General features: G+C 44.9%; 25 protein-coding genes, 1 tRNA gene and 3 pseudogenes. 16 read left to right on the forward strand and 13 right to left on the reverse strand.

What is annotated here, in order from left to right:
* The first annotated feature begins 172 nt into the window (after positions 1-172).
* The gene (locus tag O1V66_RS01425) at positions 173-1,195 is read left to right on the forward strand and encodes an LLM class flavin-dependent oxidoreductase (RefSeq protein ID WP_045047488.1); all 1,023 of its coding nucleotides are present in this window, start codon (positions 173-175) and stop codon (positions 1,193-1,195) included.
* A 224-nt stretch (positions 1,196-1,419) separates the two neighbouring features.
* Here the strand turns inward: O1V66_RS01425 and O1V66_RS01430 are convergent, their stop codons facing one another.
* Both O1V66_RS01430 and O1V66_RS01435 read right to left on the reverse strand, forming a co-directional pair.
* Positions 1,420-1,749, reverse strand: coding sequence for a hypothetical protein (locus tag O1V66_RS01430; RefSeq protein ID WP_152623600.1), 330 nt, complete (start codon positions 1,747-1,749; stop codon positions 1,420-1,422).
* Positions 1,750-2,102: 353 nt separating this feature from the next.
* Entirely contained in the window at positions 2,103-2,744 is a 642-nt protein-coding gene (locus O1V66_RS01435) for a hypothetical protein (RefSeq protein ID WP_052673400.1), read from the reverse strand.
* A 414-nt stretch (positions 2,745-3,158) separates the two neighbouring features.
* On the opposite strand from O1V66_RS01435, the gene O1V66_RS01440 reads away from it, so the two are divergent.
* The 10 genes and pseudogenes from O1V66_RS01440 to O1V66_RS01490 all read left to right on the forward strand — a co-directional run bounded on the left by O1V66_RS01440 (position 3,159) and on the right by O1V66_RS01490 (position 12,894).
* On the forward strand, positions 3,159-3,377 hold the full coding sequence (locus tag O1V66_RS01440; RefSeq protein WP_072045072.1) for an AlpA family transcriptional regulator: 219 nt from the start codon (positions 3,159-3,161) through the stop codon (positions 3,375-3,377).
* A 5-nt stretch (positions 3,378-3,382) separates the two neighbouring features.
* Positions 3,383-4,237 carry a hypothetical protein gene (locus O1V66_RS01445; protein WP_045047486.1) on the forward strand — a complete coding sequence of 285 codons (855 nt, stop codon included), beginning with the start codon at positions 3,383-3,385 and terminating at the stop codon, positions 4,235-4,237.
* A gap of 18 nt (positions 4,238-4,255) precedes the next feature.
* Positions 4,256-5,258, forward strand: a pseudogene (locus O1V66_RS01450) (P2 family phage major capsid protein).
* 9 nt (positions 5,259-5,267) lie between these two features.
* Complete coding sequence (locus O1V66_RS01455; RefSeq protein WP_045047484.1) at positions 5,268-5,789, forward strand: GPO family capsid scaffolding protein; 522 nt, start codon at positions 5,268-5,270, stop codon at positions 5,787-5,789.
* A gap of 70 nt (positions 5,790-5,859) precedes the next feature.
* Entirely contained in the window at positions 5,860-6,696 is an 837-nt protein-coding gene (locus O1V66_RS21965) for an ash family protein (RefSeq protein ID WP_420911489.1), read from the forward strand.
* On the forward strand, positions 6,683-7,096 hold the full coding sequence (locus tag O1V66_RS01470; RefSeq protein WP_414058424.1) for a hypothetical protein: 414 nt from the start codon (positions 6,683-6,685) through the stop codon (positions 7,094-7,096). The genes O1V66_RS21965 and O1V66_RS01470 overlap by 14 nt, the downstream gene beginning before the upstream one ends.
* A pseudogene (locus O1V66_RS01475) lies at positions 7,093-9,776 on the forward strand (DUF927 domain-containing protein). Before O1V66_RS01470 ends, O1V66_RS01475 begins: the two are co-directional and overlap by 4 nt.
* A 297-nt stretch (positions 9,777-10,073) precedes the next feature.
* Entirely contained in the window at positions 10,074-10,400 is a 327-nt protein-coding gene (locus O1V66_RS01480; RefSeq protein ID WP_045047481.1) for an Ogr/Delta-like zinc finger protein, read from the forward strand.
* Positions 10,401-10,994: 594 nt separating this feature from the next.
* Positions 10,995-11,555: an SLATT domain-containing protein gene (locus O1V66_RS01485; RefSeq protein ID WP_152623599.1), complete on the forward strand. Its 561-nt coding sequence runs from the start codon at positions 10,995-10,997 to the stop codon at positions 11,553-11,555.
* Between the two features lie 4 nt (positions 11,556-11,559).
* Entirely contained in the window at positions 11,560-12,894 is a 1,335-nt protein-coding gene (locus tag O1V66_RS01490; protein WP_269128038.1) for a reverse transcriptase domain-containing protein, read from the forward strand.
* A gap of 1 nt (position 12,895) precedes the next feature.
* Here O1V66_RS01490 and O1V66_RS01495 read toward each other — a convergent pair whose 3' ends face one another.
* Both O1V66_RS01495 and O1V66_RS01500 read right to left on the reverse strand, forming a co-directional pair.
* Positions 12,896-14,074: a tyrosine-type recombinase/integrase gene (locus tag O1V66_RS01495; protein ID WP_045047479.1), complete on the reverse strand. Its 1,179-nt coding sequence runs from the start codon at positions 14,072-14,074 to the stop codon at positions 12,896-12,898.
* 160 nt (positions 14,075-14,234) lie between these two features.
* Positions 14,235-14,309, reverse strand: a tRNA-Arg gene (locus O1V66_RS01500).
* Between the two features lie 193 nt (positions 14,310-14,502).
* Here O1V66_RS01500 and O1V66_RS01505 point away from each other — a divergent pair.
* Complete coding sequence (locus tag O1V66_RS01505) at positions 14,503-15,672, forward strand: tyrosine-type recombinase/integrase (protein WP_045047478.1); 1,170 nt, start codon at positions 14,503-14,505, stop codon at positions 15,670-15,672.
* A 159-nt stretch (positions 15,673-15,831) separates the two neighbouring features.
* On the opposite strand, the gene O1V66_RS01510 is transcribed toward O1V66_RS01505, so the two are convergent.
* The 9 genes from O1V66_RS01510 to O1V66_RS01540 all read right to left on the reverse strand — a co-directional run bounded on the left by O1V66_RS01510 (position 15,832) and on the right by O1V66_RS01540 (position 19,971).
* Positions 15,832-16,188: a hypothetical protein gene (locus O1V66_RS01510; RefSeq protein ID WP_414058425.1), complete on the reverse strand. Its 357-nt coding sequence runs from the start codon at positions 16,186-16,188 to the stop codon at positions 15,832-15,834.
* Positions 16,188-17,051, reverse strand: a complete 864-nt coding sequence (locus tag O1V66_RS01515) for an ORF6N domain-containing protein (protein ID WP_052673398.1) — start codon at positions 17,049-17,051, stop codon at positions 16,188-16,190. The genes O1V66_RS01510 and O1V66_RS01515 overlap by 1 nt, the downstream gene beginning before the upstream one ends.
* A complete protein-coding gene (locus O1V66_RS21970) occupies positions 17,048-17,269 on the reverse strand; it encodes a ParE family toxin-like protein (protein WP_045047477.1) in 222 nt (73 codons plus the stop codon). The genes O1V66_RS01515 and O1V66_RS21970 overlap by 4 nt, the downstream gene beginning before the upstream one ends.
* Entirely contained in the window at positions 17,266-17,652 is a 387-nt protein-coding gene (locus tag O1V66_RS01520; RefSeq protein ID WP_045047476.1) for a hypothetical protein, read from the reverse strand. Before O1V66_RS01520 ends, O1V66_RS21970 begins: the two co-directional genes overlap by 4 nt.
* A 79-nt stretch (positions 17,653-17,731) precedes the next feature.
* Positions 17,732-18,151: a hypothetical protein gene (locus O1V66_RS01525; protein ID WP_045047475.1), complete on the reverse strand. Its 420-nt coding sequence runs from the start codon at positions 18,149-18,151 to the stop codon at positions 17,732-17,734.
* Positions 18,148-18,354 (reverse strand): hypothetical protein, encoded by a 207-nt coding sequence (locus O1V66_RS01530; RefSeq protein WP_045047474.1) that lies wholly within the window; start codon positions 18,352-18,354, stop codon positions 18,148-18,150. Before O1V66_RS01530 ends, O1V66_RS01525 begins: the two co-directional genes overlap by 4 nt.
* Positions 18,332-18,547: a host cell division inhibitor Icd-like protein gene (locus tag O1V66_RS21825; RefSeq protein WP_152623598.1), complete on the reverse strand. Its 216-nt coding sequence runs from the start codon at positions 18,545-18,547 to the stop codon at positions 18,332-18,334. Before O1V66_RS21825 ends, O1V66_RS01530 begins: the two co-directional genes overlap by 23 nt.
* 152 nt (positions 18,548-18,699) lie before the next feature.
* Positions 18,700-19,044 carry a hypothetical protein gene (locus tag O1V66_RS01535; RefSeq protein WP_152623597.1) on the reverse strand — a complete coding sequence of 115 codons (345 nt, stop codon included), beginning with the start codon at positions 19,042-19,044 and terminating at the stop codon, positions 18,700-18,702.
* A gap of 198 nt (positions 19,045-19,242) precedes the next feature.
* Positions 19,243-19,971, reverse strand: coding sequence for a S24 family peptidase (locus O1V66_RS01540; protein ID WP_072045070.1), 729 nt, complete (start codon positions 19,969-19,971; stop codon positions 19,243-19,245).
* A 103-nt stretch (positions 19,972-20,074) separates the two neighbouring features.
* On the opposite strand from O1V66_RS01540, the gene O1V66_RS01545 reads away from it, so the two are divergent.
* The 4 genes and pseudogenes from O1V66_RS01545 (at position 20,075) to O1V66_RS01560 (ending at position 22,160) form a co-directional block, all read left to right on the forward strand.
* Positions 20,075-20,284, forward strand: a complete 210-nt coding sequence (locus O1V66_RS01545) for a Cro/CI family transcriptional regulator (protein ID WP_072045069.1) — start codon at positions 20,075-20,077, stop codon at positions 20,282-20,284.
* Entirely contained in the window at positions 20,277-20,456 is a 180-nt protein-coding gene (locus O1V66_RS01550) for a DUF4222 domain-containing protein (protein ID WP_045047615.1), read from the forward strand. The genes O1V66_RS01545 and O1V66_RS01550 overlap by 8 nt, the downstream gene beginning before the upstream one ends.
* A pseudogene (locus tag O1V66_RS01555) lies at positions 20,453-21,295 on the forward strand (helix-turn-helix domain-containing protein). The gene O1V66_RS01550 and the pseudogene O1V66_RS01555 overlap by 4 nt, the downstream one beginning before the upstream one ends.
* On the forward strand, positions 21,288-22,160 hold the full coding sequence (locus O1V66_RS01560; protein ID WP_045047471.1) for an ATP-binding protein: 873 nt from the start codon (positions 21,288-21,290) through the stop codon (positions 22,158-22,160). The pseudogene O1V66_RS01555 and the gene O1V66_RS01560 overlap by 8 nt, the downstream one beginning before the upstream one ends.
* Positions 22,161-22,164 lie beyond the last annotated feature (4 nt).

The raw sequence follows: 22,164 nt of genomic DNA on the forward strand, positions 1-22,164 counted from the left end.
CGGATAGCCATAAAGAGCGCATATTGCGCTCTTTATGTTTCCAGATGCCTGCTAAAAACACATCCTTTTACCAACATGCCACATCCTGCTCCTGTTCACGTTGATTCGATGTAATATGATATGAACAGTCGATTTTTTACTCGAAATTTTCTAACTACAGGACAAATGCGTGATGAAAAAGATTGGTTTTCTATCCTTTGGGCATTGGACTCCTTCACCGCAGTCCGGCACGCGTTCGGCTGCCGATGCGCTTTTGCAATCCATCGACCTTGCTGTCGCCGCTGAAGAGTTGGGGGCCGATGGAGCCTATTTCCGCGTTCACCATTTTGCTCGCCAGTTGAGCTCACCTTTCCCGCTACTTTCAGCGGTAGGGGCTAAAACCAGCCGTATCGAAATTGGTACGGGCGTTATCGATATGCGTTATGAAAATCCGCTGTATATGGCGGAAGATGCCGGCGTGGCAGACCTGATTTCAGGGGGCCGTTTACAGCTTGGATTAAGCCGTGGCTCGCCTGAGCAGGTTATCGACGGCTGGCGTTATTTTGGGTATCAGCCAGCCGAAGGCGAAAATGAATCGGATATGGCGCGTAAACATACTCTCGCGTTTCTGGAAGTGTTGAATGGAAACGGTTTTGCAGAACCTAATCCGCAACCAATGTTCCAAAACCCGCCGGGATTACTGCGAGTTGAACCTTATTCCGAAGGATTGCGTGAACGCATCTGGTGGGGGGCAGGCTCAAATGCCACGGCTCGATGGGCGGCACAGCTTGGAATGAACCTGCAAAGCTCCACACTTAAAGACGATGAAACCGGCGAGCCTTTCCATATCCAGCAGGCTAATCAGATTCGCGCCTACCGCGAAGCCTGGAAAGAGGCAGGTCACACTCGCACGCCGCGTGTTTCTGTCAGTCGCAGTATTTTTGCATTGATGAATGATATGGACCGCGCCTACTTTGGCGGGAGTGGACAGGACGGCGACAAAGTCGGTTTCCTTGAAGAAAAGAACCGGTCCATTTTTGGACGCAGCTATGCCGCCCAGCCTGAACAATTGATTGCACAGTTGAAACAGGATGAAGCCATTGCCGAAGCCGATACATTGCTGCTCACCATTCCGAACCAACTTGGCGTGGATTACAATATTCACGTCATCGACTCTATTTTGAAACACATTGCCCCTGAAATGGGTTGGCGTTAAGCCATAAACTTTCGTAAAAACATATTACCAATAAGGCGCGTCGAAAGAGGCGCCTTATTTATGTAATAGGTTCTAAAAATAAGATATTAGTTGGAGGGACGAACGTAGAATTGTTTTATTGGTCTAATTGTCTATTTGTCAGCCGTAAATAAACACAACTCATCATCATGCGTACTAGATTTAATACGCATGATTTTTTCAATGCATTGATTTTATGGGTTAATTTACCAAGACAACGGTTTTCTTATCCACACTGAATGACTGATGTTTTTTAATTTAAAATAAATGTAAGGCAGGACCAAAGAGACAGAAATTGAAATGACAAATACCGTGATTAATTCATCGCCTTCTAGAATCGGAGACAGGTAAATATAATTCAGTGCGGTAGCTATCAACAGAATGACCCGCAGAAAAAGCATCCATTTTCTCTGTGTTTTATCGATATGGCCTTTCATCATCGCCGCGCCACACTGGTGGCAGTTAGCGGGGCTTTCATTGAGTTCGCCACTGCAAAACGGACAGAATCCAACGTTATTCGTTGCTTTTTTGTTCATCGTAATTACCAAAAGATGTGTAGTTTTATGAAATGCTTCCTGGGTAATGGCCCAGAAAAAACTTGTAGGTGTAAGAGTTGACGCACTTATGGCGTCTTAAATCATTTTTTTCAATTATATGAGTTACTTAACTGCGTGAAATAGCATATCAAAAACTTGAGGAAAACTTAAGGGGGTAATTATGACGGGGATCAATCTCGAGAAAGATTTTGAGCACGCTCGTTCTATTGGATTTTGCAAAAACACAGCTTGATGGTGTCCCCTACAGGAATATTTTTAAATTTATAAATAATTGATTTATATGGTTTATGTTAATATCAATTATTTATGTTATACGTATTTCTATACGCTATTTAATTTATTGGATGCAAGATTTCTGATAAGAAGGGAAATTCAAGGACTGCGACAGCATCAATGTTGCGCCTTATCTCTGCTTCATCACTATTATGGCGGCCGAGACTAAGATAAAAGTTTTGCCCCTCATGGACAGCATAAATAATCCAGTGTCCAGTTAATCTCTTTTCTTGAGAGCGTCTTAGGAAGTTTTCTACAACAGCTTCATGCGCGATTCGCCCTGCATCCTCAGGCGTAAAGTACCTTTCCTGTCCAGAACTCATCACCTCATTTACGTCAGCTTCCAATTTAGGCAGGCCATAATTACGTAACGCACCAATTAAGTTGATTGCCATATCAGATACGCTGCTACCCACGTAATGCTTGTGCCACAACCCTTTCAGATAAACCTTTTTGTCGAACATTGTTGCTGGTTTGGTACTGCTTTGCCCTCTACGAGATAAACCTTCAAGGTGAAGAATCTCATCACCGATTTTGAATGGGTTTTCAGCCCTAGACATGTACGTGCCATAAATCTGCATGATAAAGATCAGGCTACATCTATCTAACATTTCTTCAGTAATGCCAATACTGAGGCATACATCAAAAATTTCATCTCTTTTATCTTTACCCCCAATTAGGATCTTTTCATAGCGTTTCATAAATGACTTCCAGATGTTGAAAGATTAAATAATATACTCACTACCATGAGTAATCCAACTTTGCTTAGTATCAATGTTGAGGATGGGTTAGGAAAATTTCTTGTGATTATCTTATTTTTATATATTTACAAATCTTTACGTTAGAATTTACCCTCTTACCACCACTCACCACTATTCCCCATCGGTCAGGAAATACTAAAAGAAACTAACGAATACTAAGAGATACTAATGAATATTGCGGAGCACCCTTAATAAGCATTCCTCACCCTTCAAAACATTTAATTGTCAATATTAAATTGCCAATTCACTTTAACCATCTCATATTTACAACTCTAAATTATGATGGCAGTCTTAGCGCATCCGACAACATCTGAGAATGTCCAATACTAATTTATCATCTAACTAGGGAGAGTCATGTCTATAAATACTGTAAACGAAATTCAATCTAACTCATTAAGATTAATAAGGCTCTCTTCTGTAATTAGCGCTACAGGCTTGCCAAGGTCAACACTCTACAAAATGATGAAGTGTGAAAAATTCCCCAAGAACGTAATGATTGGAGAACGCTCTGTTGCGTGGGTTGAAAGTGAAATCGAAGATTGGATTAAAGAAAATATTAAAAGAAGGAGTTAGTTATAATGGGTAGTGAAGATTTAATTTTTTGTAAAGATAGCAATATTGATCAAGTGCTTAACTATAAATCTATTACTTTCAGTGAAGGGCACTCTGATGGTGGTTATGCTATTCGAACTATAGAGATTAAGCGCTTTAATGAAATAAAATCACTGCGTGAGGAATTTAAAAAATTGACAGGGTATGAGGTTCCTTATACTGAGTGTAATGCTTCAGAAATGAATCTATTAGTAGAGCGCGGGTTAAGTGTCATTAATACAGCTAATAAAGCTTATAAAGATGCTTTGGCTGATGCAAAAAGTATTGATGACGATATTGCCCAAGCCCATAAAGGTAAACGTAGCGGATTGGGTGGCTATGAAAGCTTACGAGCTTATCTGCAGGATCTCGAATACAGAAAAGACCGTATCGATGGGTATATTGCATCTGCCGACAAGCTATTAAATGAGCGTCGAGAGCTTTTAGGCATGTTACGCAAGCAGGCTGAGGTACTATCTGCGAACAATGCGCCTGGTCTGATGCCGGTAATTCTTACGCGAATACCTATGGAATATCTTAAAGGATGTCCGATCAAAGAATCTTACTTTAATAAGTCAGATAGTCCAATTTTATATGCTTGGAAAGAGCTGGATATGCTGGAAACAGCATTGCGAAAAATTATTTCATTATGCACTGTACCTACAAGTAAATATGAAATAGCTAATGGTGGAGAAAGTAAGGCTCGATATTATCGTGAATACTTCAGCAATCTAAATGCCGAGCTACGTCAAAGAATGACGGCCATTGATTATGTAAATAGTAAATGTCTGCATGATCAGTGCATGCTTAGAAAAACACACATGATGAATTCATCAATTTGAAATAAGAAGGTATAAGACATGGCAGTACATTTAATTCCTGATATGGCGAAGCAGTTTCATCAACTTTTCACTCGAGGTGCAGAATATTTCAGTAATAATAAAGAAGGGGAATTTACCATATCGACTCCCTCCGAAAATTCTTTGCATATAGCGATGTTAGAATCAGGTTGGATGATGGGAAGTATTACTCTGCGTGATATTGATAGTTCTACCGGGCAAGCTATTGAGATTGGTGATAACTCGTTGCATTCAGGGCGTGCGTTATCAGGGCGTTTTAAAAAGAAACTAACTGTTAATGGCACGCCTTTTGAATTAGTTGAAACAGATTCCTGCGTTTCATTATCTTACGAACAATTGGGGCAACTCGCTAACATCAATAGCTTTGATAAATTTGTAAGCCTTCTCTCTGATTTTTTTGGTCGTGCTGTTTCTTTAGATATGCTGCGGATTGGGTTTAACGGTGAATATGCCGGACTGCCTACGAATCCCATTGAGAACCCTAAAGGGGAGGATATTAACACCGGCTGGCATGCTATAGCACGAGAGTTTAATAACGGTTCCCAGGTCATCACTGAAAAATTTAGCCTGGGCGAAGGTGGCGACTATCCGCATCTGGATGCTCTGGCTAATCAGCTTATCAAAGATAAAATCCCTGAAGCCTTCCGGGAAGATCCGCGCCTGGTTGTTTTGGTCGGTGCCGAACTGGCAGCAAAAGAACCGTCTGCGCTTATTCAATGCCGCAGATCGCTCACTTTCCGATACAGCTGCGGCGCAGCTGCTGACCAGCTCTATTGCTGGGCGCTTTGCTTTTGTTCCGCCATTCATGCCGGGTAAACGTCTGGCTGTTACAACGCTTGAAAATTTTCATATCTACACGCAGAAAGGCTCACGCCGTTTCCGCGCTGAGTTTGTGGACGATTCAGCTGAGTATCAGCATGCCTATCTGCGCAATGAAGGCTATGCACTGGGCAATGGATTTTTGTATGCGGCGGCGGATGAAAACGCCATCACGCTGCTGTAGGGGCTAACAATGGAATATTCACCGGTGTCGACGGGGTGGGTGTGTGTGGCTACAGAAGGGGACACAATAGATGGGCGTAAAATAGCACCCTCCTGGATCACTGATTTGGCTGAAACGTACAATCCTAAGTTATATACCGCATTAATTTGGGAAGAACATAATCGTGATCTAGATAATTTAGGTGAAGTCTTGGAAGCGCGTAGTGAGACTTCCGCAGGGTTGAAGAAGCTGTATGTCAGAATTAGACCTACAGCAAAGCTAATGAGCTACAACGAACATGGGCAGAAGTTGTTTTGTTCGATAGAAGTTAAAGACGATTTTCCGGACGTTGGTCGTTTTTATCTCAGTGGATTGGCTGTGACTGATAGTCCAGCAAGTATTGGAACCGATCGACTAAAGTTTAGTGTTAATAAACGTTATTTTTCCCGTTTTGATGCCAAGACGCTTATTAGTAACCCTATAGCATTCTCTTTGAAAGATAGTATTACCATGGCCGGTAAAGGCTGGGTTTCTGCAATTTCAAACAATTGATTATATTTTATTTATCTTACCACCCGCTTGAATAATATCGGGTTAGATAACTATTTTTCGGAAATGACTAATGAATATATTTAAGCGGAAGAATTGGTTTGCAACTAATGCTGTAGAGTTTTCTTTTAACTTTGTAGGCAACAAAAATAGTTTGCCTACAAAGATCTTCTCACGCTATAGTTTTGTTGCTGCCGCAAAATCGGCAGTCGGGCGTAGGAACCCGAATAAGTTACAGGCGACATACGACGCGCCAAGCGTCTTTTTTTATGTCGTAGCCTCAGTGCACCTGTTTTTTGCGGGCTTGATCCGCGTAGAATCTATGGTGGGCTGGGCGGGGCTGACTTCGGTCAGGCCGGTATCCTGTAACGCCGGTATTCCTACCCCCGTCCAGCTCACCACCCAAGAGTGTAGGAACTCCCGTGGTGAGATTTCATCTCAGTTACAGGAGGTTGCCGCATGGCTTCTGTCCCTCAGTTTGTTTGCCCGCAATTCACTTATCTGTTCCTGGCCGTTCGCCGCGCTGACCTTTGCGCCGTACCTTGCCGCCTCAAAGTCACAGCATCTTCTGAACGGTATGCCCGGCGTACTCTGGCCAAAGACTTTGTGCTGGCCTTTGATGGCCGCCTGCCTTGCACAACACAGGAGGCGCGTCATGAGCAATAAAGCCCAAAACGTCTTTCCCTACGCCTTCTCAAATGAAGGTCATGACAAAATCCTTAGAGCACATCAGGCATCCGCCTGTCTGGCCGAGCTGCTGGCACTGGCTGCCAGTAACACGCAGTCGAGCATTTCATTGCAAGGCATGTCCGCCCTTTTTGAGAGCCTGGCGGATCAGTTGGACGGGGCGATCGGATGCAGTGAGATGTTTCAGGGTGAAGTCAAGATGGGGGAAAATGATGTTGAATAAAACCCGGTTAATCTCGGCTGAATTTCGTGCGGCCTTATTGCGCCATTATATTTCTCAGGCGTTCATTTCCCTGATGGCTTCTAAACATGGCAACCCGGTCTTTATTGCTGACGGTGAAATTATTCCTCTCAGCCTGGATAAGGTCGCGGCCAATATTATTTATCACATTGAGCATCCGTTTATTCAAAAGCTGGGCGCAATTGAGGGCGGGCGTTTAGCCGCGCAGGAATTAAATAAGATGCTCAAGCCGGGATTTATGAGCGAAGCCATGCAGCTTTCTTGTTACGGCACGATGCGCCTGTGCCGGGTTTATCAGGACATTATTTACGGTGCGCCGGACGGCGAATTTCCCGCAGGCAGCTGCATCATGGATGAACAGGACGGGGAGGCAACGTTATGAGTCACAAGCCGGTATCAGAGGTGATCAGCGCCGCGAAAGGCCGCTGGCCACATATACTTCCTGCGCTGGGTATCACCGTTCCCGCCAACGGCCAGCACGGAGCCTGTCCAAAATGCGGCGGGAAGGATCGCTTTCGCTTTGATGATAAGGGCGGGCGCGGCACCTGGATTTGTTCGCAGTGTGAACACGGCGACGGGCTGGACTTAGTGCGTCTGGTCGGCGGGACGACTGCGGCGGAAGCCGCCAAAGAAGTGGCGGCGGCGTTGGCGATGGCCTCAGTGTCATTACCGACAAACACGCCCGCCAGGAAAGAAGCCTCCCCGGAGCAAAAGCGGGCGATGTGCCTGAAAGCGTATGGTGCGCTACTGGGTCAGTGCATTCAGGGCGAAAGTGAATATCTGAAAGGGAAGGGATTAGACAACACCGAGGGAATGCTAACGCAGGTCATGAAACCGTTCGGGGGCGTGGAGTTTATCCCCGGCTCTCTTTTGTTGCCCTTAACCAACGCGCAGGGGCAGCAAACCGGTGCGCAGCTTATTCACCCCTACGGTGAAAAACGACTCTTACCCCATTCCGCGCTGGCCGGTTCATTCATCAGCGTGGTTGAACCGGGCGATATCGCCCCTGAGCAGGTGACGATCACCGAAGGGTTTGCGACGGCGCTCACCGTGTCCAGGCTGACGGACGGGGTTTGCGTGGCGGCCCTCTCGGCAAATAACCTGCTTAACGTGGCGCAGGCCGTGCGTGAAAAGTGGCCGGACGCACGGATCATCATTGCCGGGGACAACGACTTTGACGACGGCAAGGAAAACACCGGCAAGCTGTGCGCGCAGAAGGCGGCTAAAGCGGTCAACGGGTGGGTGACGGTGCCGCCCACACGGCATAAGGCCGACTGGGACGATTTCCGCCAGGAGCACGGCATGGATCGCGCTAAAGAGGCGTTTAAAGAAGAACTCGTGCTGTTTGGCAAAGGGAAAACCAAGTTGCCGCAGGGGTTCCGCCTGACGCAGGAATACCTGTGGTACGACAAACAGGTGCAGAAATCCGACGGTGACACGGAAATCCGCAACATCAAGCTGTGCAGCCCAGTGCGCGTCACGGCCATCACCTGCGACGAAGACGGCAGCAACTATGGCCGCCTGCTGGAGTGGGAGGATACCAACGGGATCAGCCGAAAATGGGCAATGCCGATGGAAATGCTGGCCAGCGCCGGGGAAGAGCTGCGCCGCACGCTGCTGGTTAACGGGCTGTCGTACATCAATATTAACGGCCAGGCGCGTGCGCACCTGATGGAATACATTTCTCTGTGCAAGCCCGAGCGAAAAGTCACCTGCGTGACCAAAACCGGGTGGCACGGTTCGGTGTACGTTCTCCAGGATGAAGTGATCGGCGTCGGTTCGGAGTCCGTTATTTTGCAGACCTCAAGCGTTCAGGGGCGGGATTTTAGAACAGCGGGCACGCTGGAAGACTGGCGGGAACAGGTTTCACGCTACTGCGTCGGCAACGGGCGGGTGGCTTTTGCCGTGAGCCTGGCGTTTGCCGCACCGCTGCTGAAACTGGTGGGCGTTGGCGGGGGCGGATATCACCTCAAGGGTGAATCCACGGATGGTAAAACCACTACCATGAAGGTGGCCGCGTGGGTGTGCGGCGGGGCTGACTTCTGGCACACCTGGCGTGCCACCGGCAACGCGCTGGAAGGCACCGCCAGCCGCCGCAATGACGCCACGCTAATGTTGGATGAAATTCGCGAAGTAGACGGCAGAGAGGCGGGGAACATTGCCTACATGCTGGCGAACGGCCAGGGTAAAGCGCGAGCGAGAACGGACGGCAGCGTGCGGGAAACTAACCGCTGGTGCCTGCTGTTCCTGTCCACCGGTGAGCTTTCCCTGGTCGAACACGCCGCCAACGTGGGGAAAAGACCTACGCTGGGGTTGAGGTGCGGATGATCCAAATCCCCAGCGACACCGGCAAGTACGGCGTGTTTGAGGAGTTGCACGGTTTTGCTGGCGGCAAGGCGCTGGCCGAACACCTTGAGCAGTCCGTGATGCTGAGCCACGGTGCGCCGTTCAGGGAGTGGCTGCGCTGCCTAACGGCCGATCTTCCGGGCATGACCAGCAAGGCCAAGGCCATGCTGAAAGAGTTTACCCGCAGGCTGACGCCTGACAACGCCGGGAACCAGGTAGGACGCGCGGTCACGCGCTTTGCGCTGGTGGCGATGGCGGGCGAGTTGGCCACCGAGGCGGGGATCACCGGCTGGCAACCCGGAGAGGCCTACAACGCGGCCAAAAGCTGTCTGGATGCGTGGATGTATGACCGTGGCCACACGGCGAACCAGGAGGACGCCGCCGCGCTGGAGCAGGTCAGGGACTTCATGACGCGCAATCAGTACAGCCGCTTTGCCGACTGGCACGACTCACACAGCCGCCCGGCCAACATGGTGGGCTTTCGCCGCGTAGAGAAGGGCAGCGGTCAGGAGGATACGGTAACCACCTTCTACGTGCTGCCTACCGGCTGGAAGGAGGTCACCAAAGGCTTTGACGCCAAGAAGGTGGCCAGGCTGTGCGCGACGGCGGGCTATCTCGACGTGCCGGAGGAGGAAGCCAGAACCCAGAAAAGCCTCCGCCTGCCAGAGATGGGGGTTAAACGGGTCTATCAGCTAAACAGCACCGTTTTAGGGTAATACTCTCGCACGAGTCTTATTTATAACTGGTAACAGAGGTAACACTGGTTACAACCCCTAATAGCAAGGCCTCGGCCTGTTACCAGTAAAAAGGGTCACTGGTAACACTGGTAACAAAGTGCCGAGCGTTACCAGTGGTTACCAGTACTAAACAGGACGAGGTAACAGGATATTTATATATAAAACAAGGGTTTAACCAGTGTTACCTCTGTTACCAGTCAAAAACGATAAAGCAAACATGAAACCCCGGCTTGAGGCTTCTTTCTGGCTGGCTGGGGTTAAGAAGGATAAAACAGGATGCGAGTATTCAAAGTGATATGCCCGGAGTGTGATGCTGCGGCCGTAATCAAAAAGACGCACCGCAAACATAAGCATTTTGCTGATCTCTACTGTTCCTGTTCGGATCCGGAATGTGGTCACACCTTTGTGATGAATATGACCTTCTCGCATACCCTAAGCCCAAGCGGCAGAACGTACAGCCGTATAGTAAAGGATATTGCGGACAACATTGCGCCCGCGCAGCGCGAAGAAATAGCGGTTTTTCTGACGAACTCGGCAAAAGAAGCGAGGGAAGGAGAGCAACGTAACAGTGAGGCAAAAAGTACGGTTGTTCGCCGAAGTTAATCCGGTGAGCGAAATGCTCAAACGCGGACTTACAGGTTTTTAGCATTACATTTTTTTCAGTTTTGATTTTCATCCCTTGTGCTTCCAGGCCGCGTGGCGCAAGGGTTCTCACGTTTTACCCCACCCACATACCACTCCCTTTTTGCTCACTTATTTTCACGTAAAATAGAAAAGTTGTTTTTAAACATATGGTTAACCGGCATTCAACAAGGTAGGCAGAACTCTAAAACTGAAAAATACTGAAATTCATTTCAATCTTTTCAGTTTGGGATTTACGAGACAACACCAGACGTGGCGCGGCCTGGCGTATCGGTTTGTAAAAAATGAAAACTGAAAAAATTATGCATTGCAAAAACCGCAGGCGGGTGCGGTGTAGTGCAATTTTTGTTAGATTTCATTTTTTTATTGATACTTTAATAAGTAGCGGTAGAATTAGATTTCTTGGGGCGTATCGGTTTTCCGATCATCCAGAAATTGGGTGTAACTAATTTTGAGGGGATTATATCCCCTAGCTACCTGCTAGCCTGTTTTAATAGGCGTTACTCTTAATACTACGTAAGGCGTCTCAAGAACCCTATCACCTCGGAGTGTAAGATGAGTTTGAATAATAAAATATGGTGGACAAGAAAAACCAGGATACAATCCGAGAAACGCCTCTTGAGTTATGATATCCACTCTCAATTAATGCTCCTTTGGTATTCAATCGTTCTTGTTTGTGTATCTATTTTTGAGTTGAAATTGCCATCCCCAAGTAACTTTTTTCCTTTGATAATGGTAACTCTATCTGTATTGGTTCTATGCGCGACTCTTTTTGTAAACAATAGAAACTTTAAAGAGAGGGCTATGTTAATGAAGCAGTGCTATGAGCAGTTGAGTATTATTATCGAGAAGCTTAATAGTACGGAGTCCGATTCGGTTGAGTTAAATAGAGAGTATCAAAGTATTTTGAGTGTTTGCGAGAACCACAAGGATATTGATTTTAAAAAAGCTGTGGTTTCCGAGTTTTATAATACACACGCTAGCCAAGTTGATAGCTTAACTAAAAAACCGACAAAAATTCAAACTGCTGTTGTTCTATCAAGTTCAATCGGATACTCCATCTTCTTATTGGTTTTATTTATATTCCCCTTGTTGATTTCTATATATTTGAGGTGATGTCGTGAAAATATGGGATGAGTATGACAGGATATTCAAAGAAGATAACCTAATAAGAATTTATAAGGAATTTGTCATCCTGTCTGCAGCGACAGGCATAGATAATATGACTCATAAAAAATTATGGGAGATTTTTGATTCGCAAATATCAATTATCAGAAGAAAAGTATTGTTGGGAGAGTATCGTTTTACCAAGTATAAGTTGAAACTTATTAGTAAAGGAAGAGGAAAGCCTCCTCGAGAAATATCAATACCAACAATTCGTGATAAAATTGCATTAAGAGCTCTATGTGATTTTCTTCAAAATAGATTTTCCGCTTCTTTGAAATTTTCTATTCCGCAATTGGTTGTTAAAGATATTAAAGAGGTTTTGTTGTCAGCTGAATATGATGCATTTATTAAACTTGACGTGTCAAACTTTTATCCGAAAATAAATCATAAAAAGTTACTTACTACTCTTAGAAAGAGAATTAGAGATGAGAGAATATTAGCGCTTATTCTGAGTGCTATCACTGCGCCTACGGTATCAAAATCAAGCAGCTCTGACAAGCTTGCTACAGTCGGTGGTTCTCAGGGCCTTTCTATATCTAATGTGCTTGCTGCAATATACTTATCCAATATCGATAAATATTATAGTCAAATGGAAGGTATTAAGTATTTTAGATATGTAGATGATATTTTAATTCTTTGTCGTAAAGAAGAATGTATTCAGCTATCCAAAGATGTTATTAAAAGATTTAAAAATATTCGTTTAGAAATTCACGATCCTATAAAATCCCCAGATAAATCCTCTGTAGGTGTCCTTGGTGTGAGTGATTTTTCTTACTTAGGATATCAGTTTTCATCTACTCAGGTTTCCGCTAAACAGGCATCTAAAGATAGACTTCGCGAATCAATTATGTCTATTTTTACAGGTTATAAATACTCAAAAATTAAGAGCAAAGAATTTCTTGAATGGCGAGTCAATTTAAGGATTACAGGGTGTGTATTTCAAGCAAAGTCTAAGGGGTGGTTGTTCTTCTTCTCTGAAATAAATGATGAGGTATTTTTGCATGCAATGGACGCCTTTATTAATCGGCTATGTATTCGTTATAATGTAAAAATAAATGTAAAAAGTTTCGTAAGAGCATTTTACCAAGTCAAACATAATCGTTCTAAAACTAGTTATATTCCAAATTTTGATAACTATACTGAAGAGCAAATGTGTGATGTTCTTAATAAATACTTCAAAAAATCTACAGAAAACATGAGACTTGAGGAGATTAGTTATAACTTCAGGAAAAGAATCTCAAAACAAGTTAAAGAACTTGAAACGGATATTACTGATGCAGGTTATTAAATTAATTTGTTTTTTCATTTAGCAAATAATCACTGAATGATTGGAGCATTTTTTTTCGACTTTCTAAATACTGCGCATGATTGTAAGTTCCGCGAATTGAGTTTTTATCAACATGCGCAAGTTGTAACTCTATCCAGGCGCTATCAAAACCTTGCTCATGCAAGATAGTGCTCATGGTGTGCCTGAATCCATGTCCTGTGGCTTTCCCATGATACCCGATCAGTTTTAGTACCTTATTAATGCTCCCTTCACTCATCGGCTTACTGGCATTATTGCGCCCAGGGAACACGAGCTGGTAACGCCCTGTTAGCGTCTCTAACTGGCGTAGGATCTCCAGTGCCTGCGTTGATAATGGAACTAGGTGAGGACGTTTCATTTTCATGCGTTCCGCAGGGATCTCCCACATAGCATTTTCTAAATCAAACTCCTCCCATCTTGCTGCTCTTAACTCGATTGTTCGGGTGCCGGTTAGCATTAGCAGCTGCGTGGCCAATTTAGTTATGATGCTGCCTGAGTAGGAATCCAGAGCTTTTATAAAAGCAGGGAGTTCATCCGCCATCAGGAAGGGGTAGTGGTTTCTTTTTGGCGTCTGTAAGGCGCTGGCCAGATCTGGAGCTGGGTTATACGCGGCGCGGCCAGTAATAACAGCGTAGCGGAATACCTCTCCACAGCGTTGGCGTACTTTACTGGCTAATTCTACCGCTCCCCGACCTTCAATTTTCTGAAGTACAAGCAGCAACTCTAAAGGCTGGATCCCATCAATTGCCCTTTCACCCAGGAAAGTAAATACATTCAACTCAAGAAGACGGATCACTGACTGAGCGTAATTCTCTGTCCAGGATGCTTTCTTAGCGGCATGCCATTCCAGAGCAATAGCTTTGAATGTATTGCCAGCAGCGGACAGCTGAGCAAGTTTACCGGCTTTACGGGCTTCACTCGGATTTATACCTTTGGCCAGTTGGGATTTGGCTTCTTCACGTCTGGCACGCGCATCTGCCAAAGAAACTGCGGGATACACACCAAAAGAAATCATTTTTGGCTTACCTGCAAAGCGATATCTGAACCGCCAGCCTTTCGCACCCGAGGTTTCGACGAGCAAAGAAAGCCCATTACCATCATTGAGGGTGTAGGGTTTTTCGGTTGGTTTGGCGCGTTTTATTTGGATATCACTGAGTGGCATGTGTATAGCTCTCTACATCGAACCTGAGTTATACGCAATTATATACACAATTGTGCGAGCTTTTACTGCATTTTCTTAGATGTGCTGAGACGTGGTTTTAGATTATTTGTTTGAAAGATATGTGTTTTTAGACTTTAAGAGATGTAATGAGCAGTGAAAATGGTGTCCCCTACAGGAATCGAACCTGTAACTAGCCCTTAGGAGGGGCTTGTTATATCCGTTTAACTAAGGAGACTTTGTGCGGCATTGTTTCGCAATGTTCGCCGTTGTTTGTATCTTATCGTAATTGCTCATGTTTTTTCAAGCTTTACGTTTTAATTCGTTCCTCTTTGTTCCAGTACGTTTGAGGTCATAATCACTTCGTTCACTTGCCAATGAGTACAGATTGAGTACAGAATGATTTAACCAGTGTGTACAGGAAAATCATTGTGGCATTAAGCGATACCAAACTTAGAAGTATAAACGGGAAACCCTACAGTGGACCTGCAGAGGTAACCGACGCCGATGGTCTGGGGGCCAGGATATCCCCTACTGGGACGATAGCATTCCAGTATCGTTTCAGGTGGCAGGGAAAGCCAGCTCGCGTAACTATTGGTCGCTATCCCTCTACTACACTCAAAGACGCCCGGATAACTGTCGGTGAGTTGCGCGCATTGTACATGAAGGGGGTTCACCCAAAAACCTATTTCTCTGGATCCACTGGAGAACTAACACTGAAAGATTGCTTGGACTATTGGTGGGAAAAATACGTTAGTGGACTCAAAGAAAATACTCGGATTTTGTACAAATCAGTTGTCTACAACACGATGTACTCTGAATTTCCAGACACACCTGTTGCAAATATTCCTATCTCAATGTGGGTGAAGTTTTTTGACAAGCAAGAATCTTTGAACAAAAAGAAGGCGCGGGTTTTACTCACTCAGTTACGTTCAGTCATTAATTGGTGTATTAGTAGGCAAATAATACCGTCATGTGAGCTAACCAAGCTTAGTGTAAAAAATATCGGCAAAAAGGCGGATGTCGGCGATCGCGTACTCACGTACTCGGAACTGGCTAAGATATGGTTGGGACTTGAGAACAGCAAAATTGCTTCATCTAACAAAATGTTACATCAGTTACTTCTTTTATGGGGCGCTAGGCTTTCCGAATTGCGACTTTCCACCATTGGAGAATTCAATATGGAAGACCTTATATGGACCACTCCATCGATACACTCAAAAATGGGAAATGTCATTCGTAGACCAATCTTCGAGCAAATCCAACCGTCTATCGAAAGGCTACTTAATTCCGGTAATAAAATTCTTTTCCCAGGCCAAGAGTTAGACAAAGCGATAGACAGATCATCCTCAAACACTTACATGAAGAAGTTTAGGGCAACACTTGATATTCCTGAATGGAGGACTCACGACTTTCGCCGCTCGCTGGTAACGAATCTGTCCAGTGAAGGTGTAATGCCCCATGTTACTGAAAAGATGCTTGGACATGAGTTAGGTGGTGTCATGGCTGTATATAATAAACATGACTGGATGGAAGAACAGCGCAAAGCCTATGAACTCTACGCTGATAAAATTTTCTGGCACGTTAAGAAACTCGGTTGACGCCACCATCCGCGATCCATTTTTCGACGGCAGCCCTGCTATATTTGGCAGGGTGAGTAAGCACTGGGGCTGGGAAACCATTGAATTTTCTTAGCCTCCACAGGGCAGTCCTCGCCTTACCAATTTTGAGCATTACCTCTTCTTCAGTCATAAAGTCACTCATAGCGTTTTCCCTTCCTTCCCCGCATAAGTAGAACCCATGTCATTCCCCATACTTTCCCATATTTCAATCCCATACGAAGTAAGGCCACTTTTATTTTTCAAACACTTTTTCAGTATGGCGATACCAAATCTTTCCCACTTATCAAGATTTTGTTCCAATGCTTCTAGAAGGTATCCATCAATTAGCTGACGCACACCTTTTACTCCGCCGATAATCTCGATACGCAAAGACGAATGCCCAGCAGGGACCTCAAACCAATCGCCTTTATTTTTCGAGCGTACATGATCCAGCACAGAGGCTGCATATTGATTTGCCAGAGAATTCAACTGGAAGTTCTTGGTTGCAATTTTCATTATTTTACCTCCGACATATAGAGAGCTTTGTCATGGCTGAATTCACCGTTCCATGACACCTTCATCGGCAATTCACCTTTCAGATACAGGGCATACAGCCGGTGACACCCCTTTTCCAAAAGAACAGGGGTTTTCTTTCGAAAAGCCTCCATGCCATGCGGCTTAATCTCCGTTTCCTCCTCGGTGAGGTATTTATCCCGCGCATAAGAGGCAACACGCCAGCGTGGGTCTTTCTCGGGATCACGTTGCTCATTGAAAATCCAGTCGCGTCCAAACGCCCACCACATAACTTTGCTGGTGTTTACCCCATTAAGACACTTGCAGAAGGCCGGTATAGTCATCCCTTTGGCAAAATGCTTTTCCAGGCTCTCTACCGTTACTGACAACTCTTTGTTTTGGTTTTTAAGCCTTTCATTATCGCCTGAGTAATTCATCAATAAATTACGCAGTGTTGCAGGGTCATTGAGCAACTGCATAGCATCGATAGGTGCTGCAATAGTTCCACGGTGCGTGAAATAAAATTCACTCAAATCGTTGAAGTAATCCCACGCTCGATCTGTTTCCAGCATCTTCGAATGGTAGGCCGCGCCGCGTTCCGTCCAAAGAATCAGGCTTCGTGCATTTTTACCTACAGCCCCGATTATTTCGGGTCTGTTCTTGAATTCACGTAGCTCCTCACCCTCAACACGAAAGAAGTGCTTTTCTACTACAAAACGCAGCCGGTTATTCTGAAAGTTGTCTTGAATGTTTTTGACGCTGGCACCATAGCCAGCTGCCATTTGCTCGGTCGTTACCACGCGCTGGCCGCGATATTCGATAACCTGCAGGTTTTTGGCCTCTAAAGGCTTCAATTGAGTTTTCACTTGATATCCTTCTGAGTGTTGTAGCGCTCGTGGCTCATTAACTGCCAGCTTTTACCCTGGTTTTTTGAAAGTAGGCGCCAGCGTCGATTCACTTTTAGCGATAGATTCCCGGTCGAAAGAATTCGTGTGGGCAGCTGTCGCTGGTGGCGATACTTTTTGAGCACGCTCACTGCCTTATCCACGACCCACGCAGGTGCCTTGATTACTGTTATGTTCATTCAGCCACCACTTTCAAATCTGAACCCTTGGGCTGCTTGAGCGCCTCAGATACCATTTCGACCATCAATGCCTCCATAAAGCCAAAGCCTTGCTGAGTCAGTTTTCCATTATTGGGATCGAAAAATTCAGCGTATGTATCGGCTACGCAGCGCATTTCATCAGTGGTAACGAACGGAGTTATTCCAGACTTCATCACCAAGTTCTCAAAGCGCTCAATCATGCCTTTTTTGATGCCAGCTTCGGACAGTTCAACGACAACCGGCATTTTCTTTCTTGGCACCTTAATGTGGGCAACCTTTACTCCGTGCTGACTTTTGCAATAGTCGATATATGAAAGTGCAATACGCTTTCTGTCCCTTTCAATTCTTTGCTCTACATTCATGCTATAAACTCCAGGCGGCGATTTGGGCGCAGTTATCCCCGACCAAATGGCCGCTATTATTTTTTGAGTTAATTAATATTTAAAATGGCTTGGCTTTATTCAACGCCTGATAATCAGCAACCAATTTATCGTGCTTTATTTTCCATTTTTGAATATCACGTTTTTTAGCAAGTATCCTACGGATACGACGAATGCAGCGTAATTGCATTTGCCAATATTCTTCGCGGATTTCACCGCGTCGCCAAAGCACTTTGTCATCACGGTCTATCTTTACATCGGGATGGCGTGAAGGGCGGTTGGCTCGCGTAAATACTTTTTGCGTCATAAAGTGCGCAAGGGTGTTTATTGCCGCCGAGCGGCTGAGGCATTTTTTAAAACGGCCATGACGAGAGATATAAAAAACAGGCGTAGGGCGAATGCGAAAAGCTACGTCAATACCACCGTCGTCAATTAATTCATCTTCTTCAAATCTTGAGTAGTCAATTTTTGCTGATTTCATTTAAGTAGCTCTCTATCGATTGTTGATAATTCATTCCTGATTGAACTTAAGTGCTCTACTGCTAATTGTAATGCGGACCACTCTTTGAATGAGGTTTCATATAAAGATTCCATTGCCAATTTAATAGTGGCTTCGGCAACTTCAATCCCAGCTACGCTATCAATGATTTGATCGGAAATTTCAATTTTCAAATCTTCTTTCATGTTTAATTCCCAAATAAGTGGGCATTCGGCAACTTAATGATAAAACATATTTGGATGACAGCTGGCGGCGAGCTTCGATTTCACTTGTAGCCACCACACGCTTCATCATAGGCTTGGCGAAGCAGTCAGAGCGAAGTACGGAAGCAAAAACATATATGTGTAAAACGTCAGTTGAATTTTTTAACATAGTCATGAGGGTTCTTCTATGGTGATCTCAATCTATCTACAAAGTTAAGAGTTTTCACTACTGTTTTAATGTGAATTTTCTTGAGATAAAACCAACCTTAAAAAGCTATCACGCAATGAAATTCACAAAGGAAATTATTTGTTTTTGTTAAAGACGAATTACTTATTATTTACCCAGTAGTCACCTCCTTTAAGACAGTTTTGCAAAGAAGTTTTAAGCTCTTCTGAGCTATTGATGATTTGCATTGCTTCATGGCAAATTTCATCCTTATTTTCAAAAGCACAAATCAAAACAAAAAAAGATCCAAACCTTTTATATAAGGCATAAATAGGACGGTTTACATCAGGTTTAAGGTGAAGGCATAAACTATCAGTTGATACTGTCTTATAAAAATCATAGAACTCACCTTTATTGTCCACTTTAGAAAAAGACTGATATTGACCGTGAGCTATGCAAAGGGTGAATGAATCAACTTCATATATTTTATTTTCCAGATTGAACATTATGCCTCCCATTAGTATTCGATGGGGTAAGTATCACCGCTGGAGATTTATATGTCAACTCCGCTGGTGATTTTTATATAACACTTGCGGTGGATTTAAGTAGAAGTTACTGATTTGAGGGAAAAAATGAAAAGATGTTTATTTTATCGGAGACATAAAAAAACCGGCTTAACGCCGGTTTAATTTTGAAACTTGTAGTTAGTTAGGACTGTGCTTTGGCGGGATTTCGTCGTGATCCATATAGCGAGTTGCTTTTACTATTGCGGACACAAAGTGCATTTTTTGTACTTCATTTGCATCTAAAGTAATAGGCTTATGTTCATTATTTATGCTAGAGAACTGGTAGCTTCCGTCCCTAGTTTTAGTCATTATTTTTATCATGTTGTGGCCGTCCAAAGTACGAACAAACACCTCATCCCCTGAGTGAACATGAGTGTTTGGTTCGATAACCACAAACTCACCCGATTGAATCCGAGGGTGCATGCTGTCACCTTTGACTTTAAGCCCATAAGCGTCTTTATCGGTACTATAAATTTGTAACCATCCAGCCGGTATCTCCACCATGTCGATCATGCCATCAACTCCCAAGATAGCCTCTCCAACGACCGGTATTAAACCCAGGCGCGGCTTACCTGCATACTCAAACTCATCCGCACTCAACGACTTAGCCATAATCGCAATTTCTTCTGCTAATGAAGGACTGAAATCACCAACTGAAACCTGAAGGATTTTTGCAAATGTCGCAGCATTACTAGTGTTTAATGCGTTGACGCCATTTAAAAGTGCATTTACTGCGCTTTGCCCCATGTTCAATTCGTCAGCAATAAAACCTTGAGATAAACCCAAAGATTTCTTTTTCGCTTCATATAGCGACTTAAGGCGCTGAGCATCAGCGATTTGCTCTGAGGATAAGGGTTTCTTTTTCATTCTCGCAATTTATCACCGCAGGGAATAACAGTCAACCACCGCAGGTGTTGACTAAAAATCTCTAGCGGTGATACTTATCGCAGTGAATTTCTTAGGAGCCAGGATGAAAAGAATACCTCTTTCAGTTTTTGTCAAAGAGCATGGGCAAGTTAACACTGCAAATATGCTTGGTGTAAGACAAAGTGCGATAAACAAGGCATTGAAATACAAGAGAAATATATTAATCACTCAACATGAAAATGGTGAGATCGACGCAGAAGAATGGAGGAAGTTTCCAAGTCAATTACCTAGAGGCAAAATTCCTAATGCCTAATTTAATACAAACTCTTGACCGTAGGTATCGTGACCCACGAGGAGTGATTGTGCGGGTGATTGCGTTCGATCGTATCAACCAAAGAGTGATTTTTATGCGTGAAGGTTGGCCCGATGAATGTTTTCGACCACTTAAAGATTTTCAAGATAACTTCGTGAGGGTTGATCAATGAGCATGGAGTTAATGACTAAGGCTTTCAAAATTAAAGTGGGCAATCCATTGAGAAAGCTGATCCTCATCAAGCTGGCTGATAATGCGAGTGATCAGGGCGAGTGCTGGCCGAGCTATCAACATATAGCCGAACAGTGTGAAACGACAAGACGTTCCGTTATCACCCATATCGATGCGCTATGCGAGTCGGGATTGCTCAGGAAAGAGCTTCGTCCAGGTCAAAAAGGGAATTCAAGCAACCTATATCGCCTTAATTTAGGTGGTGCAGGAATTTCACTAGGGGGTGGTGCAGGAAATTCACCCCCCTAGTGCAGGAGATTCACCCCCTAGTGAAGGAGATTTACCAGGTGGTGAAGGAGATTCACTAGGGGTGGTGAAGGAGTTTCACCCAGAATCAGTCACTCTTTTGAATCAGTCAGTGAATCAGTCATTGAACCTAAATCTATTGGTGCACAGGCAGCTGCCAGTACACCGACCAAAAGTGGATCTGCAGATTATTCTCCCGAATTTGAACAGGCTTGGCAGGCATACCCTAAACGAGCTGGTGGCAACTCAAAGATTAATGCCTTCAAAGCTTGGAACGCGAGACTGCATGAAGGGGTTACCCCGGCCTCAATGGTGGCAGGTATGCAGCGTTACACCGCTTTCCTCGAAAGCACAGGCAAGCTTGGGACCGAATTTGTCAAGCAGGCAGCAACGTTTTTTGGCCCAAGTCGCTCGTTCGATGAAGCATGGAGTGCGCCTGCAAAGCGGGTAGCAACCCAGCGCCATAGCGGATTCGTAACAGCCGACTACGGCGTATCACAAACACCATCTTGGGCGAGGGAAAACGATGAATAATCAGCTTTCAGAAAGACGTCAGGAGCTGGCCGAGATCGCAACCAAGCAGGCAGACCTGCGTGAAGAACGTAGTTTTGCCCAAGGGAAAATTGGGTCGCTTTACAGCGCCTACCGGAACAGTGAGACGCTGCAAGTTACTTGCCCTCAACACGGTGAGTTTGAACAGCAGCATATCTGGATGTTCTTCTCCGGCCGAGAGTCGCACAAGCATTCCCGTTGCCCACACTGTCTGGATCAGGAAGCCAAAGACTTAAAAACCCGCAAACAGGAAATCCGGATCGGGGAGTTAACCGAGAATGCCAATATCCCGCCGCGCTTTACCGGCTGCGATTTTGACAATTTCAAAGTGGTTAATCCAAATGCCGGAAAAAACCTCGGTGTAATGCGTGCGTATGCAAAGGCGTGGCCGCAAATGCAAAGTGCAGGCACAAGCCTGATCCTTTGCGGCGCACCTGGCACCGGCAAGAATCACCTGGCCGTCTCGTTGGCCAAGGAGATAATCCGAAGCTATCAGGGCGACGTTCTTCTGACGTCGGTCATGCGGATAATTCGGGCAGTCAGGCGCAGTTGGGACAAGGCATCAGACCAGCGTGAAGAAGACGTGATTGATTTTTACACCAGCCGCGATTTGCTGATTATTGACGAGGTGGGCATCCAGTACGGCAGCGATTCCGAGAAGATTATTCTTTTCGACATCCTGAACACTCGCTACGAGGAGATGCTGCCCACAGTGCTGATTAGCAACCTCCCACCAGCAGATATTGCCGAGGTGATTGGCGAACGCCTGATGGATCGTATGGTTGAAGGCGAAGGCGCAACGCTGGTTTTTGATTGGGAAAGTTATCGTGGAAAAAAGGGGCAGTGACCGC

Source organism: Rouxiella chamberiensis, assembly GCF_026967475.1.
Classification (GTDB): Bacteria; Pseudomonadota; Gammaproteobacteria; order Enterobacterales; family Enterobacteriaceae; genus Rouxiella; species Rouxiella chamberiensis.

Coding starts and splice junctions, on each gene's coding strand:
- O1V66_RS01530 (WP_045047474.1), bottom strand. CDS start 18,354: ATGAAAGAAGATTTGAAAATTGAAATTTCCGATCAAATCATTGATAGC.
- O1V66_RS21965 (WP_420911489.1), top strand. CDS start 5,860: ATGAATATATTTAAGCGGAAGAATTGGTTTGCAACTAATGCTGTAGAG.
- O1V66_RS01525 (WP_045047475.1), bottom strand. CDS start 18,151: ATGAAATCAGCAAAAATTGACTACTCAAGATTTGAAGAAGATGAATTA.
- O1V66_RS01510 (WP_414058425.1), bottom strand. CDS start 16,188: ATGAAAATTGCAACCAAGAACTTCCAGTTGAATTCTCTGGCAAATCAA.
- O1V66_RS01560 (WP_045047471.1), top strand. CDS start 21,288: ATGAATAATCAGCTTTCAGAAAGACGTCAGGAGCTGGCCGAGATCGCA.
- O1V66_RS01435 (WP_052673400.1), bottom strand. CDS start 2,744: ATGAAACGCTATGAAAAGATCCTAATTGGGGGTAAAGATAAAAGAGAT.
- O1V66_RS01470 (WP_414058424.1), top strand. CDS start 6,683: ATGATGTTGAATAAAACCCGGTTAATCTCGGCTGAATTTCGTGCGGCC.
- O1V66_RS01455 (WP_045047484.1), top strand. CDS start 5,268: ATGGAATATTCACCGGTGTCGACGGGGTGGGTGTGTGTGGCTACAGAA.
- O1V66_RS01550 (WP_045047615.1), top strand. CDS start 20,277: ATGCCTAATTTAATACAAACTCTTGACCGTAGGTATCGTGACCCACGA.
- O1V66_RS01535 (WP_152623597.1), bottom strand. CDS start 19,044: ATGTTCAATCTGGAAAATAAAATATATGAAGTTGATTCATTCACCCTT.
- O1V66_RS01440 (WP_072045072.1), top strand. CDS start 3,159: ATGTCTATAAATACTGTAAACGAAATTCAATCTAACTCATTAAGATTA.
- O1V66_RS01540 (WP_072045070.1), bottom strand. CDS start 19,971: ATGAAAAAGAAACCCTTATCCTCAGAGCAAATCGCTGATGCTCAGCGC.
- O1V66_RS01425 (WP_045047488.1), top strand. CDS start 173: ATGAAAAAGATTGGTTTTCTATCCTTTGGGCATTGGACTCCTTCACCG.
- O1V66_RS01445 (WP_045047486.1), top strand. CDS start 3,383: ATGGGTAGTGAAGATTTAATTTTTTGTAAAGATAGCAATATTGATCAA.
- O1V66_RS21970 (WP_045047477.1), bottom strand. CDS start 17,269: ATGAACATAACAGTAATCAAGGCACCTGCGTGGGTCGTGGATAAGGCA.
- O1V66_RS01485 (WP_152623599.1), top strand. CDS start 10,995: ATGAGTTTGAATAATAAAATATGGTGGACAAGAAAAACCAGGATACAA.
- O1V66_RS01545 (WP_072045069.1), top strand. CDS start 20,075: ATGAAAAGAATACCTCTTTCAGTTTTTGTCAAAGAGCATGGGCAAGTT.
- O1V66_RS01480 (WP_045047481.1), top strand. CDS start 10,074: ATGCGAGTATTCAAAGTGATATGCCCGGAGTGTGATGCTGCGGCCGTA.
- O1V66_RS21825 (WP_152623598.1), bottom strand. CDS start 18,547: ATGACTATGTTAAAAAATTCAACTGACGTTTTACACATATATGTTTTT.
- O1V66_RS01495 (WP_045047479.1), bottom strand. CDS start 14,074: ATGCCACTCAGTGATATCCAAATAAAACGCGCCAAACCAACCGAAAAA.
- O1V66_RS01430 (WP_152623600.1), bottom strand. CDS start 1,749: ATGAACAAAAAAGCAACGAATAACGTTGGATTCTGTCCGTTTTGCAGT.
- O1V66_RS01520 (WP_045047476.1), bottom strand. CDS start 17,652: ATGAATGTAGAGCAAAGAATTGAAAGGGACAGAAAGCGTATTGCACTT.